Here is a 15258-nt window from a genome sequence, read left to right as displayed (position 1 = left end):
AAGGGTTTAATTGAAATTGTTTTTCTGCTTTTGCAAAAACCTAATTTAAAATGAAAAACCCAATTGAATATTATAAATCACATCTAGAACTATACAATTCTGAAGCTAAAAGGCTGTATAAACAAATGACGGCACTTAGCACGCTGCGCTTATTCGTGTTTTTAGTTACTGGCTTTGGGGTTTATTTCTTTTTTCAGCAATGGCAAATCGCTGTGCCAATAGGAGTTTTTGGCGTAGTTGTATTTATTTATTTGCTTTCAAAATATACTGATATTAAAAGGAAACGTGAGTTCAATAAAGCACTTGTTGATATTAATATTGATGAGATAAAAATCGCTTCAGGCGATTTTCATGATAGAAATGAAGGCTTACAATTTCAAGACCCAACACATTTTTATAGTTTGGATATTGATTTATTTGGGCGTGGTTCATTTTTTCAATTCATTAATAGAACAACAATAAATGAAGGCACTCAACAATTAGTTAATGCTTTAAAAGCAAACCATATAGATGGAATTGAATCTAGGCAAGATGCTATTAAAGAGCTAAGTTCTAAACCAAAATGGCGACAATATTATTCAGCCACTTCCAGTTTAGTTGATGTTGAAACTCCTGCTAAACAGGTTGTAACCTGGTTGCAAAATCACAAAATATTTTTACCAAAAATCATGTCATGGTTGCCTATGGCATTTGGGTTAGCGTCTATCGCCTTATTTGTGCTTATACTTTTAGGGATTATAACATATCAAGCTTTAATAGGCTATTGGCTGCTTTTAGGATTAGGCATAACTGGTCGTTATCTTAAAAAAATAAATGCATTAGCATCAAATACCGATAAAGTTAGAGATACATTTCGTCAATATGCTACGTTGCTAGATTTAATCGAAAATAAAACTTTTTCTTCGGAATTATTACAACAAAAGCAGAAGCAAATCCAGTCTGGCGATAAAAAAGCTTCTGATATTTTTAAAGCGTTTTCAAAATCGTTAGATGCTTTAGATAATCGAAATAACCTCATTGGAGCTATTTTTGGTAACGGTTATTTTTTGACAGATATAAAGCATAGCTATCAGATTGAACGATGGATTGAGCAATATGCCAATAAGGTTTCTGATTGGTTTGAAGCGGTATCTTTTTTCGATGCATACAATTCATTAGGTAATTATGCTTATAACCACCCAGAATTTATTTTCCCAGAAATAACAAACGATGGTTCGGTTATAAAAGCAGATCATTTAGGACATCCTTTATTGAACAAAGAAAAACGAGTTGATAGCGATTTAACTATTAAAAACGAACAATTTTTTATTGTTACTGGGGCTAATATGGCTGGAAAAAGCACCTTTTTAAGAACCGTGTCTTTACATATTGTTATGGCAAATGTTGGCTTGCCAATATGTGCAAAAAAGAGCCAATATTCGCCAGTAAAACTAATTACCAGTATGCGTACTACCGATTCGTTGACTGATGACAGTTCGTATTTCTTTTCAGAATTAAAACGACTTAAATATATTGTTGATGCCATTCAAAAAGAACCTTATTTTATTGTTTTAGACGAAATTTTAAAAGGAACCAACAGCACCGACAAAGCCATTGGCTCCAGAAAGTTTGTGGAGAAATTAGTAGCATCAAACGCTACGGGGATTATAGCGACGCACGATTTAAGTTTATGTGAAATCTCAAAAGAACTAGAGGACGTGAAAAACTATTATTTCGATGCTGAAATTATAAATGACGAACTTCACTTTGATTATACTTTAAAAGCAGGTATTTGCCAAAATATGAATGCATCTTTCTTGTTGAAAAAGATGAATATTGTTTGATGGTTTTGTCATTCCAAAGAAGGCGTGCAAATACCGCTATTAAGTTAATATCTTTACTTTTATGAAGCATACCTCTAAACTTCCTGATGTAGGAACTACTATTTTCTCAATAATGAGTGGATTGGCAAACAAGCACAACGCCATAAATTTATCTCAAGGATTTCCAGATTTTGGTAGCGACCAAAAGCTAATTGATTTAGTATGTAAAGCCATGAATTCTGGCTACAATCAATATGCGCCCATGGCAGGTAATTTAGCATTACGAGAGGCTATTGCCATAAAGATGGATGTCTTGTATAATGCTTCATATCATCCAGAAAACGAAATAACTGTTACCGCAGGAGCAACTCAAGCCATTTCAACAATAATCTCAACATTTGTAAAACTAAATGACGAAGTTATCATCTTCAAACCCGCTTATGATAGTTACGAACCAGGTATAAAACTTAATGGCGGCAAAGTTATTCCCATTCAACTTCAAGCACCAAATTTTAGTATAGATTGGAGTGCGGTAAGCCAAAAAATTAATAATCGTACTAAAATGATTATTATCAATACGCCTCATAATCCTAGCGGTACTATTTTTTCAAAAGCAGACATGTCGGAATTAGAAAGGATTACGAAAAACACAAACATTATTGTTTTGAGTGATGAGGTTTATGAACACATGATATATGATGACGAAAAACATCAAAGCGCCTGCTTGTTTCCAAATTTAAAATCCAGAAGTTTTGTAGTGGCTTCGTTTTGCAAAACTTTCCATAACACCGGTTGGCGCATTGGCTATTGCTGCGCACCAAAAGCGTTAATGAAATTATTTATGCAGGTACATCAATATAGTGTGTTTTGTGTGCATCATCCAACTCAAAAAGGGATTGCGGATTATATGCAAGAGCCGAAGCATTATTTGGAATTATCACCGTTTTATCAAAAGAAGCGCGATTTATTTTTAAGCCTTATAAAAGATTCACAGTTTACCTTTACGCCTTCGAAAGGAACTTATTTTCAGGTGTTAGATTATTCTAGAATAACTCAAGAATATGATGTAGATTTCGCAAAAAGGTTGACGATTGAGTCTGGATTAGCATCCATCCCGTTATCCGTTTTCAATGAAAACAATCTAGACAACAATGTATTACGCTTTTGTTTTGCAAAAACAGATGAGACCTTAAAAAAAGCAGCAGAAATTTTAAACCATATTTAGGTAACTTTTTCAATATTTTTGTGTCTCAACACTAGATATAAATTTTAAAAGAAGAATTATGAGGTTTTTAATGATACTAATATTTTTAGGTTTTAGCTATACGATTAACGCCCAAGAAGTTAACTTTAACGGCGTAACGTACAAGATTGAAAAAGAACGAATATTTAAAGATAACATTGATGTAACAGAAACGTTAACTCTAGAAAAAAAGCAACAAATTAGAACCGCCTTTGACAAAAAATTGCTGCAGATTGAAGAATCTGAACAAATCACTAAAAGACTAAAAAAAGTAGAAAAAGACAAAAAAAGTGCTATAAAAAAACAAAAAAAGGCTGAAAAATCATTAAAACAGAAGAAAAAGACACAATCAAATTTTGATAAATCGGGTAAAAAACACCAAGGCGCTATAAAAAAGTACGATAAGTTAAAAAAGAAAGGTAAATTGTCTCCTGAAGATGAATCTAAATGGCTTAAAAAAATAGAAAAACTTAAAGTAAACCATCAAAAAGCCAAAAAGAAACTAAAGCGTACTTAATGCAAAACCAACTCAACATAGCGTTAATTCAATCAGATTTAGTTTGGGAAAACCCAAAACAAAATCGTGATAATTTCACAAAAAAGATTAAAAACATCAATGAAGACCTAGATATAGTGATTCTTCCTGAGATGTTTACAACAGGCTTTACAATGAATGCTGGACAAGTTGCTGAAACCATGCAAGGAGAAACAGTTTCTTGGATGCGAGATTTAGCGTCGAAAAAAGACGTAGCCATACTGGGAAGTATTGTTATTTCAGAAGACAACAATTTTTATAACAGATTACTTTTTGTTGCCCCATCTGGGCATATTACTTTTTATGATAAGCGGCATACGTTTACTTTAGTTGGAGAAGATAAAACGTATACAGCAGGTTCAAAAAAAGTTATTATAGAATATAAAGGCTGGAAAATTAGTCCACTAATTTGTTACGATTTACGGTTCCCAGTATGGGCTAGAAACACTGAAGATTATGACATTTTAATCTACGTTGCCAACTGGCCAAAACCAAGGGTTTCAGCTTGGGATGCTTTGTTAAAAGCACGTGCAATCGAAAATATGTGTTACTGTATAGGTGTTAATCGTGTTGGGATTGATGGTGTAAATAGCGCCTATTCTGGTCATTCTGCTGTGTATGATGTACTGGGAAATACCATCACTTCTTTTGAACCTCACAAAGAGCAAACCCAAATAGTCTTTTTAGAAAAAAGACATATTGAAGCCTACAGGAATAAGCTGAAATTCCTAAATGATAAAGATTCGTTTATAATTACTTAAACTGAAGTGTTTCTTGAATTCCCCAATCAGCCCTAATTTCAATATCTTGAAAATGACTAACCTTTTCTGGCTGAATCTTTTTTAAATAACTCCCTGTATCAAACTTTTGGTTGCCGTTTGCATCGTGAATAATTCTAATGGAATACATGCTTGGTTGTAAATTAAGGAAGTCTATCTCGCCTGCTTCGGAAACATATTCTTCTACTTTAACCTCTCCTTGATTGTCCGTTAGTTGGATAATAAGCGGGTATTTTGCATTTACTAAGGTAAACCTTGCATAACCAAAATTAGAAGCTTTTCTGGTACTAACAGAATAATTCAATGTATCATTTGTATCATCAAAAAAATCAACAAAAGCTTCGGGTAATACTTGTATTTTATAGTTGTTCGCTTCTGTCTTGTTAAAACTTAAGGCATACGTATTTGTAATGGTATCAAAATCTGAAGTAAAATCTACATAAGTAGAGTCTTGGTCCATTAGTGAGATTTTTGAATTATCAAAACGTACCAAAGGCGTATTACCAGAAATTTTGAAAGCGTCGTCGTTCCCAATATTACCCGATGGAGCCGTCTCGATTAAAAGAGAATCTCTTTTTTGTTCACTAATTCTAACGGTAAAATTTTTTTCAAAATTAGGATGCGATACCTTAAAAATAAGGGAATCGACTTCTAACCTTGGCTTGTACCAGTAATTAAGCGAATCGGTTTTTGGGTCTTTGGTTATACGATATTCAAATTCTGGAGGCGTTTCAGATAAAATTTTAATAGCCATATCCTTATAGTCACCTTCATAACCAAAAGCTATTTTCTCGCCAGATAATAATCGTGGCCTTGTTGCTTTAAAATCAACATCTTCAGAAAATAATCTTAGCGTATAAGATGAGTCTGTGGGAACATCAATAAAGCTTTTATAAAAGGCTATTTGGTCTGTTTTTTGCTGAAATTTATTGTCTCCATTACCATCTTTTAGTGCCATAAGCATATATTTCCCTGCTTTAATATTTTCAATGGAAAACGTAGTTAAACTATCTAAAGTATTGGTGATGTATTTGGGAGTTTCTTTATAAATAATAGAATCGGCAAAGGTAGAATCGACTTCATAAAGAGCTACGTTTACAAAAGTTTCTGGTTGTTTTTTAAGAGCATCCACAATATTACCTTTAACGTTAAGCGAATCTATATAATCTCCTGTTGAAAGCACATAACGGTAATAGGGATAAGGATTAGATTCATTATTATCAGTAATACTATTTCCAAAATTAAAGGCGTAAGTCGTGTTGGGCTGAAGCGTATCGTAAATTTTAATTGTAATATATTTACTTGCCGCTCCAAGTGGCGTAACGTCTGGTTGCGTTTTCATGGGCGGGGAAATAATTAGCTGCTTCTGTAAATCTTTAATCTTTATATATTCATCAAAATAAATCTTGATTACTTTTCCTTTAAAATTTATTGAATAATTATCTGGCTCAGACTTAACAATACTAGGAGGCGTTTCGTCCTTTGGACCACCATCTGGTGTGCCTCGATTGGCACAATTAATAAAAATGAGACCTATAACAGCCGCTAAAATAAAATTTGAAAGGGTCTTGTTCATCAACAATTTTAAATTTTTACAAACCTACATAATTTTAGGAATATAACGATATTCTAATTAAGCCATAAAGAGCAAACGCATTACAATCAATATTCTTATTTTTAGCCACGAATTTCACTAATTGGCACGAATAAATGAGTTTAACTCATTTAAAATTCGTGAAACCTGCCAGCCAGCAGGCTAGTAATTATCCAAAAATGATTACACGAATAGAAAAATCTTTAGATTTTTCAAATATTAGTGAAAACTCCCGAAATTCGTGGCTTAATCTTTTTAATGTGGCTGCCCTGTTATGCTATTGCCATAGTTGCGATGCTAATTTTTATGTTTTTAGCTTCATTTAAAACAGAAATACAAGCTTCTAAAGTGGCACCTGTTGTTATAATATCGTCTACCAAAAGAATGTGTTTATTTTCAATGGATGGTATATTTTGAATGGCAAATAATTCTTCGCTATTAATCCATCGTGCTAAGCGTCCTTTTTTAGATTGTGTTTTGGTATTGGTTAGTTTTAATAGGACATCGTCCATGTAGTCTGCGTTTAATGCTTCTGCAATTTGTTGTCCAAACTTAGCCACTTGGTTAAAACCTCTTGTTTTTAGTTTCTTTTTATGAAGCGGTACCGGAATAACAATATCGATAGTTTTATAGTTTTTAATCGTTTTTAATTCACCACCTAACCAATTCCCTAGAAGAAACCCAATGTTTTCATGGTCTCTATATTTAAGATTATGAATAAGTTGTTGTACGTTCCCTTTTTTTTCAAATCTAAAAAGGGCTGTTCCATCTTCAATTTTGGCACGTCCGTAAAGTACTTTTGCAACGTCATCACTATCGTCAAAATGAAAATTTGTTACAGGTAAATCATGTCTGCAATCCATACAAATGGTATCCTCATTATCATTCAGTAAGTTAAGGCACGCGTAACATACTTTCGGGAAGAATAAATTTAATAAGGGTTTAATCATTTGTAATGAAAATGTAGTGTTGTAAACTTAAATAAAAAATCATGAATCTCACACTAATTTTTTAGTAAACAACATGTTTGTTTGAATCGCTTTTTTATTTTTGCACCATGGCAAATCAAGATGATAAATTTAAGAAGGTTATTTCGCATGCAAAGGAATACGGATATGTATTTCAAAGTAGCGAAATATATGATGGTTTAAGTGCGGTTTATGACTACGCACAAAACGGAGCAGAGTTAAAGAAAAACATACGCGACTACTGGTGGAAAGCCATGGTACAGATGAATGAAAACATAGTAGGTATTGATGCCGCTATATTTATGCACCCAACCACATGGAAAGCTTCGGGACACGTTGATGCGTTTAACGATCCATTAATTGATAATAAAGATTCTAAAAAACGTTATAGAGCTGATGTTTTAATTGAAGATTATTGTGCTAAAATTGAAGCTAAAATTGATAAAGAAGTTTCTAAAGCAGCAAAACGATTTGGTGATGCCTTTAATCAAGAAGAATTTTTAGCTACAAACGGACGTGTTGTTGGCTATCAAGAAAAAATAAAAAGTACGCTTTCGCGGATGGGGAAATCTTTAGAAAATGAAGATTTAGCAGATGTTAAAGCGCTTATTGAAGAGTTAGAAATTGCAGACCCGTTAACGGGAAGCAAAAACTGGACGGATGTTAAGCAATTTAACCTCATGTTTGGAACCAAACTAGGTGCTTCAGCTGATACTGCAATGGATTTATATTTACGCCCTGAAACGGCTCAAGGTATTTTTGTTAACTTTTTGAATGTACAGAAAACGAGTCGACAAAAAATCCCTTTTGGAATTGCACAAACGGGTAAAGCTTTTAGAAATGAAATTGTTGCAAGACAATTTATTTTTAGAATGCGTGAGTTCGAACAAATGGAAATGCAATTTTTCATTAAACCAGGCACTCAAAAAGAATGGTATGAGCACTGGAAAGAACATAGAATGAAGTGGCATTTATCCTTAGGCATGGGTAAGGACAACTATCGTTTTCATGACCATGAAAAACTAGCACATTATGCTGATGCAGCGGCTGATATTGAGTTTAAATTCCCATTTGGATTTAAAGAATTGGAAGGGATTCATTCCAGAACCGATTTTGATTTAAAAGCACACGAAGAATTTTCTGGAAAGAAATTACAATATTTTGACCATGAAGAAAATAAAAGCTACACACCTTATGTATTAGAAACATCAATTGGTTTAGACCGAATGTTTTTAGCCGTATTTTCTAATTCATTACAAGAAGAAGAACTTGAAAATGGCACCACAAGAACGGTTTTAAAATTACCAAGTGTTTTAGCTCCTGTAAAAGCGGCTATTTTACCATTAGTTAAAAAAGATGGTTTACCAGAAATTGCTAAACAAATTGTCGAGGAATTAAAATGGGATTTCAATGTGGTTTATGATGAAAAGGATGCTGTTGGAAGACGTTATAGAAGACAAGATGCCAACGGAACACCTTTTTGTATTACTGTAGACCATGACACTAAAGATGATAACACGGTCACCATACGTCATAGAGATTCTATGGAACAACAGCGTGTTAAAATTGAAGATCTAAGAGCGATTATTAAGCAAGAAGTAGATGTACGTTCTTGGTTGATGAAGATGTGACAAACATAGTTTGTCATGCTATCCCGATAACTATCGGGATTGTTTCAGTATCTCATAATAGAAAACTAAATTTTTATTTGTCTATCAACTTGTTGCTCTAAAGAAATCAGTGATTCTGTTCTCAAAACACCTGCAATAGCTTGAATATTGTTGCTAAGTAAAGCCATTAAATGAGCATTATCCCTACTAAGAAGTTTAATAAAATACTATAAACACCAGTTGTATAATGACACTCTAAAACCTCTGGGATTTTTTAAAAGCTCTTATAACATCATCTGTATTTGCTGCTTTATCGAGATAAATACCAACAAAAGCCATTGTAGAATACCCCAACACTTTTGGGTTTATGATAAAATGGGAGCCAGAAATAAGTTTAGATTTTTCAAGCTTGCGTAAACGCTGATGGATGGCTGCTCCAGAAATACCAACGCTACGAGCAATTTCTAAAATAGGTGTTCGGGCATCGACTGTTAAGGCTCTTAGAATTTTTTTATCAATACCGTCTATGGTTATGGTTTTTTGTTTTTGTTTCATTGAAAACTCGTTTTTTTTATTCCCTTGAAGAAGGTAATCTTGTTGTTTTGTGTAAATCTAAAACATAAAAATAACCATTTGCTTTTAAACTGAAACTAATATGTTGCGTTAGGGATAGTAGTGTAAATCCTTTTTAAAACTTGGGTGTAATAAAGTTTGATTAGAACTAAAAATTAACAGATTGCTACGTCGCTCACTCCTCTCAATGACATTTTTAAAAAGATTGTAACGAATAGCCCGACCCTTCCCGATAGCTATCGGGAAGGGTAACGCCCAAATATTAATTATTTAAGGGATTATAACCCAAATAAGGCACTTCTTTTTCATGAAATGTTATACCAAAAGTTCCCAGTTCCTTTAAAATAGGTTGGTAAACTTCTTTGGCTATAGGGATTTGAACGCCTGGTGTTTTTATTTTACTATTTAATATGGCAAGTGTAGCAATAGCCACAGGTAAGCCCACCGTTTTAGCCATGGCTGTGTAGGTTTGGCCCTCGCCAAGCGCAACCATATTGGCCTCTATTTGATATGTCTTACCATTCAATTCGTAACCAAATTTATGGTACATGACAATCATGTCTTTATCGTCTTCTGAAAGCGTCCAACTATCCATGAGTATTTTTTGAAGGATTTGTGCAGGTGTTGCTTTTTTGAGTTCGACACGTTTATTGGCATTAAAAATATCTAGTTCTACAAGTTTGTCCCAAACAATATCATCTTGGTCAATTTTTAGAGCGTGCCTTAATTTTAATTCTACAGAATCTGACGGACTGTAGGGTAAAAAGGCGTTAACAAAATCGCGGTAACTCATGTTTTCGCTATCGTCTATGGTGTAACTGTCATCGGTCAGTCCAAGAGTAACAAAAATATTCCATGCTCTACTAAAACCCACACGACGTATCGTTCCACGGTATAGCGTTTTTATATTATCCAATCCGTAAACACTTTGATACTTCAAGGAATCTCGGTTGGCATAAACCTCAAATCGCCCAAAACCTTCAATATTCAAAAATTCGGTACGTCTGAACAAACGATTATAAGAAATGTATTTATAAGCACCTTCCTGCAAAAATTTAGCGGCACCTCCTTGTCCGGCAACAACAACATTTCTTGGGTTCCACGTAAATTTGTAATTCCATAAATTATTGTCGCTTTCGGGTGCTACCAACCCACCTGTAAAGGATTCAAATAAAATAATGTCCCCACCCTTATCTCGTATGCGGTCTAAAACTTGCATGGCGCTCATGTGGTCAATGCCAGGGTCTACACCAATTTCATTCATGAGTATAAGCCCGTTTGCTTTTGCATCTTCATCTAAAGCTTGCATTTCGGGACTAACATACGAAGCGGTAACCATGTGTTTTTTGAACGAAATACAATCTTTTGCTACATCTATGTGAAAACGCGCAGGAAGCATCGACACGACAATGTCTGCATTTTTAATAGCTTCAGCACGCGAAGCTCCATCAAAAACATCCAGTTTAATGGCTTTGGCATTCTGATGGTTACCAATTAATTTTTGAGCACTTTCAATATTTAAATCGGCAACGGTAATAAATAGATTTTCGACAACCGATTTATCTAACACATATTTTAAAAGGTAAGCCGTTGATTTTCCAGAACCAATGATTAAAATTTTTCGCATATTGGGTTTTGTTGAGTAGTTTTGTTTAATAAACTTATCTTGACTTTTTGATTTAATCGAAACTTGAGTTCAATCTTATCAAAGTGCCAAAACAGCATTTTATTTTACGAAATTAATAAATATTAATAGCATTTGTTGCGAATAATTTACAAAATATGACTAAAAAAATTTTAATCGTGGCGTCCATTTTAGGAATGACAAGCATTATTTTAGGTGCTTTTGGTGCACATGGTTTAAAACAACTCATTCCAGAACACGCTATACAGACTTTTGAAACCGGTGTGCGCTACCAGATGTATCATGCTATTTTACTACTGTTTGTTGGCACGACATCTTTAATTCAACCAAAAACAAAAAAAATCATGTACTACTTAATTATGTTTGGGGTATTGTTTTTTTCTGGTTCTATTTATGGTTTGGCAACAAATACATTAACCGCTTTCGATTTTAAATCGATTGGATTTATAACACCCATTGGCGGTTTGTTGTTAATTGTAGCTTGGGGTTTTATGTTTGTCGGTTTTTTGAAGATTTCACCTAAAAAAGGATTTTAAATTATGGATACTTAAAATAATTGTCTTTATTTTGCATAATAAATAATTTTGTATCGAATTATGGGAAATTATAGTCAGGTTAAGAAAACAATTTTGTTAGAGCAGTACGGCATAAAAAATGCCAAAATCAAGTATCAACTATCTCCAGAGGAATTACATGACATTTCTATTGAAAAAGGATTGGGCGTAGAAGCCTCTTCTGGTGCTTTGGCTGTTAATACAGGTGAATTTACAGGGCGTTCTCCTAAGGATAGATTTATAGTTAAAGATGATATAACCAGAGATAAAATATGGTGGGGCAATATTAATATTCCTTTTGAAGCCAATCAATTTGATAAGCTATATAACAAGGTTGTAGATTATCTATCAAATAAAGAAATTTTTGTTAGGGATTGTTATGCCTGTGCAGACGAAGACTATAAACTGAATATTCGTGTTATTAATGAATATCCTTGGAGCAACCAGTTTGCCTATAATATGTTTTTACGTCCAACAATTGCTGAATTAGAAAACTTTTCTCCAGAATGGACAGTTGTTAATGCTCCAGGCTTTATGGCTATTCCAGATGAAGATGGAACACGCCAACACAATTTTGCGATTTTAAATTTTACAAAAAAAATAGCATTGATTGGTGGAACCGGTTATACAGGTGAAATTAAAAAAGGAATTTTTTCTGCTTTAAACTTTATACTTCCAGTCTTTAAAGACACCTTGCCTATGCACTGTAGCGCAAATGTTGGTAAAGATGGCGATACCGCCGTATTTTTTGGACTTTCCGGTACGGGTAAAACAACATTATCTACAGACCCTAGTAGAAGTTTAATTGGTGATGATGAACATGGTTGGACAAAAGAAAATACCATCTTTAATTTTGAAGGCGGATGTTATGCAAAAGTAATTAATCTGTCGAGAGATAATGAGCCTGAAATATTTGATGCCATCAAAAAAGGAGCGATTCTTGAAAACGTAGTTTTAGATGCGGCTGGACATGTTGATTTTGAAGATACGTCTATTACACAAAACACACGAGTTAGTTACCCAATTCATCATATTGATAATATTCAAATCCCATCGATAGGTAAAAACCCAAAAAACATATTCTTTTTAACGGCCGATGCTTTCGGGGTTATTCCGCCTATTTCTAAGTTAACACCAAGTCAAGCAGCATATCATTTTATTTCTGGTTATACGGCTAAAGTAGCAGGAACTGAAGCAGGAGTTAAAGAGCCTCAACCTTCTTTTTCGGCATGTTTTGGAGCACCTTTTATGCCACTGCATCCTTCTAAATATGCCGAAATGCTAAGTAAAAAAATGATTGATGCTGGGGTAAACGTTTGGTTGATAAATACGGGTTGGACCGGTGGCCCTTACGGTGTTGGTACTAGAATGAAATTAAAGTATACACGCGCCATGATAAATGCCGTTTTAAATGGAGATTTAGGCTTGTATAATTATGATGACTACCATATTCATTCGGTATTTGGTGTTGCTCAACCTAGAACATGTCCTGGCGTTCCAACTAGTGTTCTAAGTCCTAGAGCAACTTGGAATGACGATGAAGCCTATTATACAACAGCGTTTAAATTGACCAATGCGTTTCGTGAAAACTTTAAAAAGTTTGAAGACCATTGTAGTGAGGAAATTAGACGTGGTGGCCCACAACGTTATGCATTTTAATATAAATAAAAAACACCATAACTTTGGTGTTTTTTTATTTATATTCGACAAATTTAATATTTTTATATGTTTTCAGGAATTTTATTTGCGCTTTTATCTGCTGTCTTATTAGGTGTTTATGCGCTTCCATCAAAGTACACCAAGGGTTTTGCTTGGGAAAATACTTGGGGAGGCTTTTTTTTCTTTGGAATGTTTGTTATTCCTACTATCATCACATTTCTACTGGTAAAAGATTTATGGGCAATTTATGAACAAATTCCTTCTTGGGTATTCTTTACAATGTTTGGCTTAAGCTTCTGTTGGGGAATTGGAAATATACTCTGGGGATATAGTATTAACTCTATTGGAATGGCACTTGCCTTTAGTTTGTTTTTAGGCGTTATAACTTCTATTGACACTATATTGCCATTGATTTTAGTGCCAGAAGGACAAGAGAGCGTTATTGGAACAGAAATTGGCAATATAATGTTATTCGGTATTGGTATTATTGTTTCTGGTATAGCTTTAAATGGATATGCCGGTATTTTGAGGGATAAAAGTAAAGGAAAAGACAACGAGGAAAAGGATACGAAAACGATACGACAAGGAATTTTATTTTGTGTTTTAGGTGCTATTTGTGCTGCGGGTTTTAATTTATCATATCACACAGGAAATAATTTAGGGGGAATAGGTGAAATAGCGGAAATTCAATTTGGAAATGAACCTTGGATTGCTCGTTTAGCCGTTTTATTGCCAATTTTTATGGGTGCCACAATCTCAACAATGCTTTTTTTTAGTTATAGATTAACAAAAAATAAAACCTGGGGAAACTATACTAAATCTGGAGCTTTAACAGCCCTAGTTTTGGTTATAGCAATGGCTGTTTTTCATGATTCTGCGTTGGTTATTTATGGTTTAGCAGCTTATCATTTAGGAGAATTAGGGACTTCAGTTGGATTTGCAATTCTAGAAACAGGAGCAATTATGGTAGCTACTTTTAATGGTATTTTAACTAAAGAATGGAAAGGTGCTTCGAAAAAAAGTAAAACATTTTTAGGTATTAGTTTAGTAATACTTATTATTGGTGTTTTAATTATTGCTAAAGGTAATTATATAAAAATACAGGAGAATAATGAGGTTTCTGTTAATTTGAAGGTGGAGTAATAATTATATCCCCAAAAACAGCAATACAATCATAAAGAAATTACTTCAATAACAGCCTATATACCCTACAATATCTTATAAAGTATAAGCTCATTACTATTTAAAATTCACAATTATCTTCAAGATATTTTTCTTACAAATATTTTCACGCCACATCTTCCTAAAACTTCAAAACGCTGAAAAACAGTATATTAATACAAATACGCTATTCTATATCATATTAGTAATGAAATATTTTTCACTATAATAATACCCTTTATCGATTATTTATGTATTTTGTCGATTAAAATACATATATTGCACCAAATTAAATCTCAACAATTGAATTTAATAAATGTCATAATCAAAAAAGTAAAGTGACCTATAAAACATATAACTATATAGATTTACAACATGAATAGAATGAAAATTGTTTTAGCTGAAGACAACACGACACTATCTTTATTACTAAAATTTAGATTAGAAAAAGAAGGTTTTGATTTATTCATGGCCAAAGATGGTAAAGAAGCTCTAGAATTAATTGAAAGCAATTCACCAGATTTAATCATCACAGACATCATGATGCCTTTTATTAGTGGACTAGAAGTTATTAGTCATATCAGAAATAAAATAAATTCAGAAACTCCTATAATTGTTTTTTCAGCCGCTGGTCAAGAAGAAATGGTGCTTAAAGCTTTTAATTTAGGTGCTAATGATTTTATGGGAAAACCATTTAGTCCAAATGAATTAATGATTAGAGTAAATCGATTATTGAAGATATAACAACACCATATAACTGAAATTAATTCCCCCCATGATTGATTACCAGTACATAAACAACATTTATAACGACCTACCTTTACTAATTAAACTGACTTGGTTAATTAGTGTGTCGTTGACTCTAATTATCATTTTTATGAGTATGTACTTAAAAATCATCCGTCAAAGATTAAGAAAAAAACGTGAAACAAATATTAAGTTTAAAGAAGAATACGAATCTCTTTTAGTCGAATATTTATATTCTGGTGATGATTCAGGAAAAATAACTGAAGCTCAAAACACAATCATTGAGAGCTTAAAAGATTCCGTGAAAATAGATTCCAAAACAATAGCGTCCTAAACGATTAAAAAAGAGAAAGGGAAATTTGTTCCGCAAAGTTACCTTTGTGGTGCA

13 protein-coding genes and 1 pseudogene are annotated in these 15258 nt (G+C 33.3%); 10 read left to right on the top strand and 4 right to left on the bottom strand.

What is annotated here, in order from left to right:
- Positions 1–50 precede the first annotated feature (50 nt).
- The 4 genes from ABD935_RS12060 (at position 51) to ABD935_RS12045 (ending at position 4341) form a co-directional block, all read left to right on the top strand.
- Positions 51–1823, top strand: coding sequence for a MutS-related protein (locus ABD935_RS12060; protein WP_345192335.1), 1773 nt, complete (start codon positions 51–53; stop codon positions 1821–1823).
- Between the two features lie 61 nt (positions 1824–1884).
- Complete coding sequence (locus ABD935_RS12055; protein WP_345192334.1) at positions 1885–3027, top strand: methionine aminotransferase; 1143 nt, start codon at positions 1885–1887, stop codon at positions 3025–3027.
- A 70-nt stretch (positions 3028–3097) separates the two neighbouring features.
- Complete coding sequence (locus tag ABD935_RS12050) at positions 3098–3562, top strand: hypothetical protein (RefSeq protein WP_345192333.1); 465 nt, start codon at positions 3098–3100, stop codon at positions 3560–3562.
- Positions 3562–4341, top strand: a complete 780-nt coding sequence (locus tag ABD935_RS12045; RefSeq protein WP_345192331.1) for an amidohydrolase — start codon at positions 3562–3564, stop codon at positions 4339–4341. Before ABD935_RS12050 ends, ABD935_RS12045 begins: the two co-directional genes overlap by 1 nt.
- Here the strand turns inward: ABD935_RS12045 and ABD935_RS12040 are convergent.
- Entirely contained in the window at positions 4334–5935 is a 1602-nt protein-coding gene (locus ABD935_RS12040) for an Ig-like domain-containing domain (RefSeq protein WP_345192330.1), read from the bottom strand. The two genes, ABD935_RS12045 and ABD935_RS12040, sit on opposite strands and share 8 nt — an antisense overlap.
- A 290-nt stretch (positions 5936–6225) precedes the next feature.
- Entirely contained in the window at positions 6226–6903 is a 678-nt protein-coding gene (locus ABD935_RS12035) for a ComF family protein (protein ID WP_345192328.1), read from the bottom strand.
- A gap of 107 nt (positions 6904–7010) precedes the next feature.
- Between ABD935_RS12035 and ABD935_RS12030 the strand changes: the two genes are divergently transcribed.
- Positions 7011–8552, top strand: a complete 1542-nt coding sequence (locus ABD935_RS12030; protein WP_345192327.1) for a glycine--tRNA ligase — start codon at positions 7011–7013, stop codon at positions 8550–8552.
- A 65-nt stretch (positions 8553–8617) separates the two neighbouring features.
- On the opposite strand, the pseudogene ABD935_RS12025 reads toward ABD935_RS12030, so the two are convergent.
- Both ABD935_RS12025 and ABD935_RS12020 read right to left on the bottom strand, forming a co-directional pair.
- Positions 8618–9086: pseudogene (locus ABD935_RS12025) on the bottom strand (Lrp/AsnC family transcriptional regulator).
- A gap of 280 nt (positions 9087–9366) precedes the next feature.
- On the bottom strand, positions 9367–10731 hold the full coding sequence (locus ABD935_RS12020) for a saccharopine dehydrogenase family protein (RefSeq protein ID WP_345192325.1): 1365 nt from the start codon (positions 10729–10731) through the stop codon (positions 9367–9369).
- Positions 10732–10886: 155 nt separating this feature from the next.
- Here ABD935_RS12020 and ABD935_RS12015 point away from each other — a divergent pair, with 155 nt between their 5' ends.
- The 5 genes from ABD935_RS12015 (at position 10887) to ABD935_RS11995 (ending at position 15204) form a co-directional block, all read left to right on the top strand.
- Complete coding sequence (locus tag ABD935_RS12015) at positions 10887–11285, top strand: DUF423 domain-containing protein (protein ID WP_345192324.1); 399 nt, start codon at positions 10887–10889, stop codon at positions 11283–11285.
- A gap of 60 nt (positions 11286–11345) precedes the next feature.
- The gene (gene pckA, locus ABD935_RS12010) at positions 11346–12962 is read left to right on the top strand and encodes a phosphoenolpyruvate carboxykinase (ATP) (protein WP_345192323.1); all 1617 of its coding nucleotides are present in this window, start codon (positions 11346–11348) and stop codon (positions 12960–12962) included.
- Positions 12963–13028: 66 nt separating this feature from the next.
- Positions 13029–14105 (top strand): L-rhamnose/proton symporter RhaT, encoded by a 1077-nt coding sequence (locus tag ABD935_RS12005; RefSeq protein WP_345192321.1) that lies wholly within the window; start codon positions 13029–13031, stop codon positions 14103–14105.
- 402 nt (positions 14106–14507) lie between these two features.
- Entirely contained in the window at positions 14508–14867 is a 360-nt protein-coding gene (locus ABD935_RS12000; protein ID WP_345192319.1) for a response regulator transcription factor, read from the top strand.
- A gap of 133 nt (positions 14868–15000) precedes the next feature.
- The gene (locus ABD935_RS11995) at positions 15001–15204 is read left to right on the top strand and encodes a hypothetical protein (RefSeq protein WP_345192318.1); all 204 of its coding nucleotides are present in this window, start codon (positions 15001–15003) and stop codon (positions 15202–15204) included.
- The last annotated feature ends 54 nt before the right edge of the window (positions 15205–15258 follow it).

It is taken from the genome of Algibacter agarivorans (assembly GCF_039543245.1).
GTDB lineage: Bacteria > Bacteroidota > Bacteroidia > Flavobacteriales > Flavobacteriaceae > Algibacter_G > Algibacter_G agarivorans.
Note: the sequence above shows the minus strand (reverse complement) of the source record. Positions and strands in the feature narration are given on the sequence as shown.

Bases quoted from the DNA above. Each gene is read 5' to 3' on its own strand.
- ABD935_RS12060 (WP_345192335.1), top strand. From the start codon at position 51: ATGAAAAACCCAATTGAATATTATAAATCACATCTAGAACTATACAAT.
- ABD935_RS12055 (WP_345192334.1), top strand. From the start codon at position 1,885: ATGAAGCATACCTCTAAACTTCCTGATGTAGGAACTACTATTTTCTCA.
- ABD935_RS12050 (WP_345192333.1), top strand. From the start codon at position 3,098: ATGATACTAATATTTTTAGGTTTTAGCTATACGATTAACGCCCAAGAA.
- ABD935_RS12045 (WP_345192331.1), top strand. From the start codon at position 3,562: ATGCAAAACCAACTCAACATAGCGTTAATTCAATCAGATTTAGTTTGG.
- ABD935_RS12040 (WP_345192330.1), bottom strand. From the start codon at position 5,935: ATGAACAAGACCCTTTCAAATTTTATTTTAGCGGCTGTTATAGGTCTC.
- ABD935_RS12035 (WP_345192328.1), bottom strand. From the start codon at position 6,903: ATGATTAAACCCTTATTAAATTTATTCTTCCCGAAAGTATGTTACGCG.
- ABD935_RS12030 (WP_345192327.1), top strand. From the start codon at position 7,011: ATGGCAAATCAAGATGATAAATTTAAGAAGGTTATTTCGCATGCAAAG.
- ABD935_RS12020 (WP_345192325.1), bottom strand. From the start codon at position 10,731: ATGCGAAAAATTTTAATCATTGGTTCTGGAAAATCAACGGCTTACCTT.
- ABD935_RS12015 (WP_345192324.1), top strand. From the start codon at position 10,887: ATGACTAAAAAAATTTTAATCGTGGCGTCCATTTTAGGAATGACAAGC.
- pckA (WP_345192323.1), top strand. From the start codon at position 11,346: ATGGGAAATTATAGTCAGGTTAAGAAAACAATTTTGTTAGAGCAGTAC.
- ABD935_RS12005 (WP_345192321.1), top strand. From the start codon at position 13,029: ATGTTTTCAGGAATTTTATTTGCGCTTTTATCTGCTGTCTTATTAGGT.
- ABD935_RS12000 (WP_345192319.1), top strand. From the start codon at position 14,508: ATGAAAATTGTTTTAGCTGAAGACAACACGACACTATCTTTATTACTA.
- ABD935_RS11995 (WP_345192318.1), top strand. From the start codon at position 15,001: ATGAGTATGTACTTAAAAATCATCCGTCAAAGATTAAGAAAAAAACGT.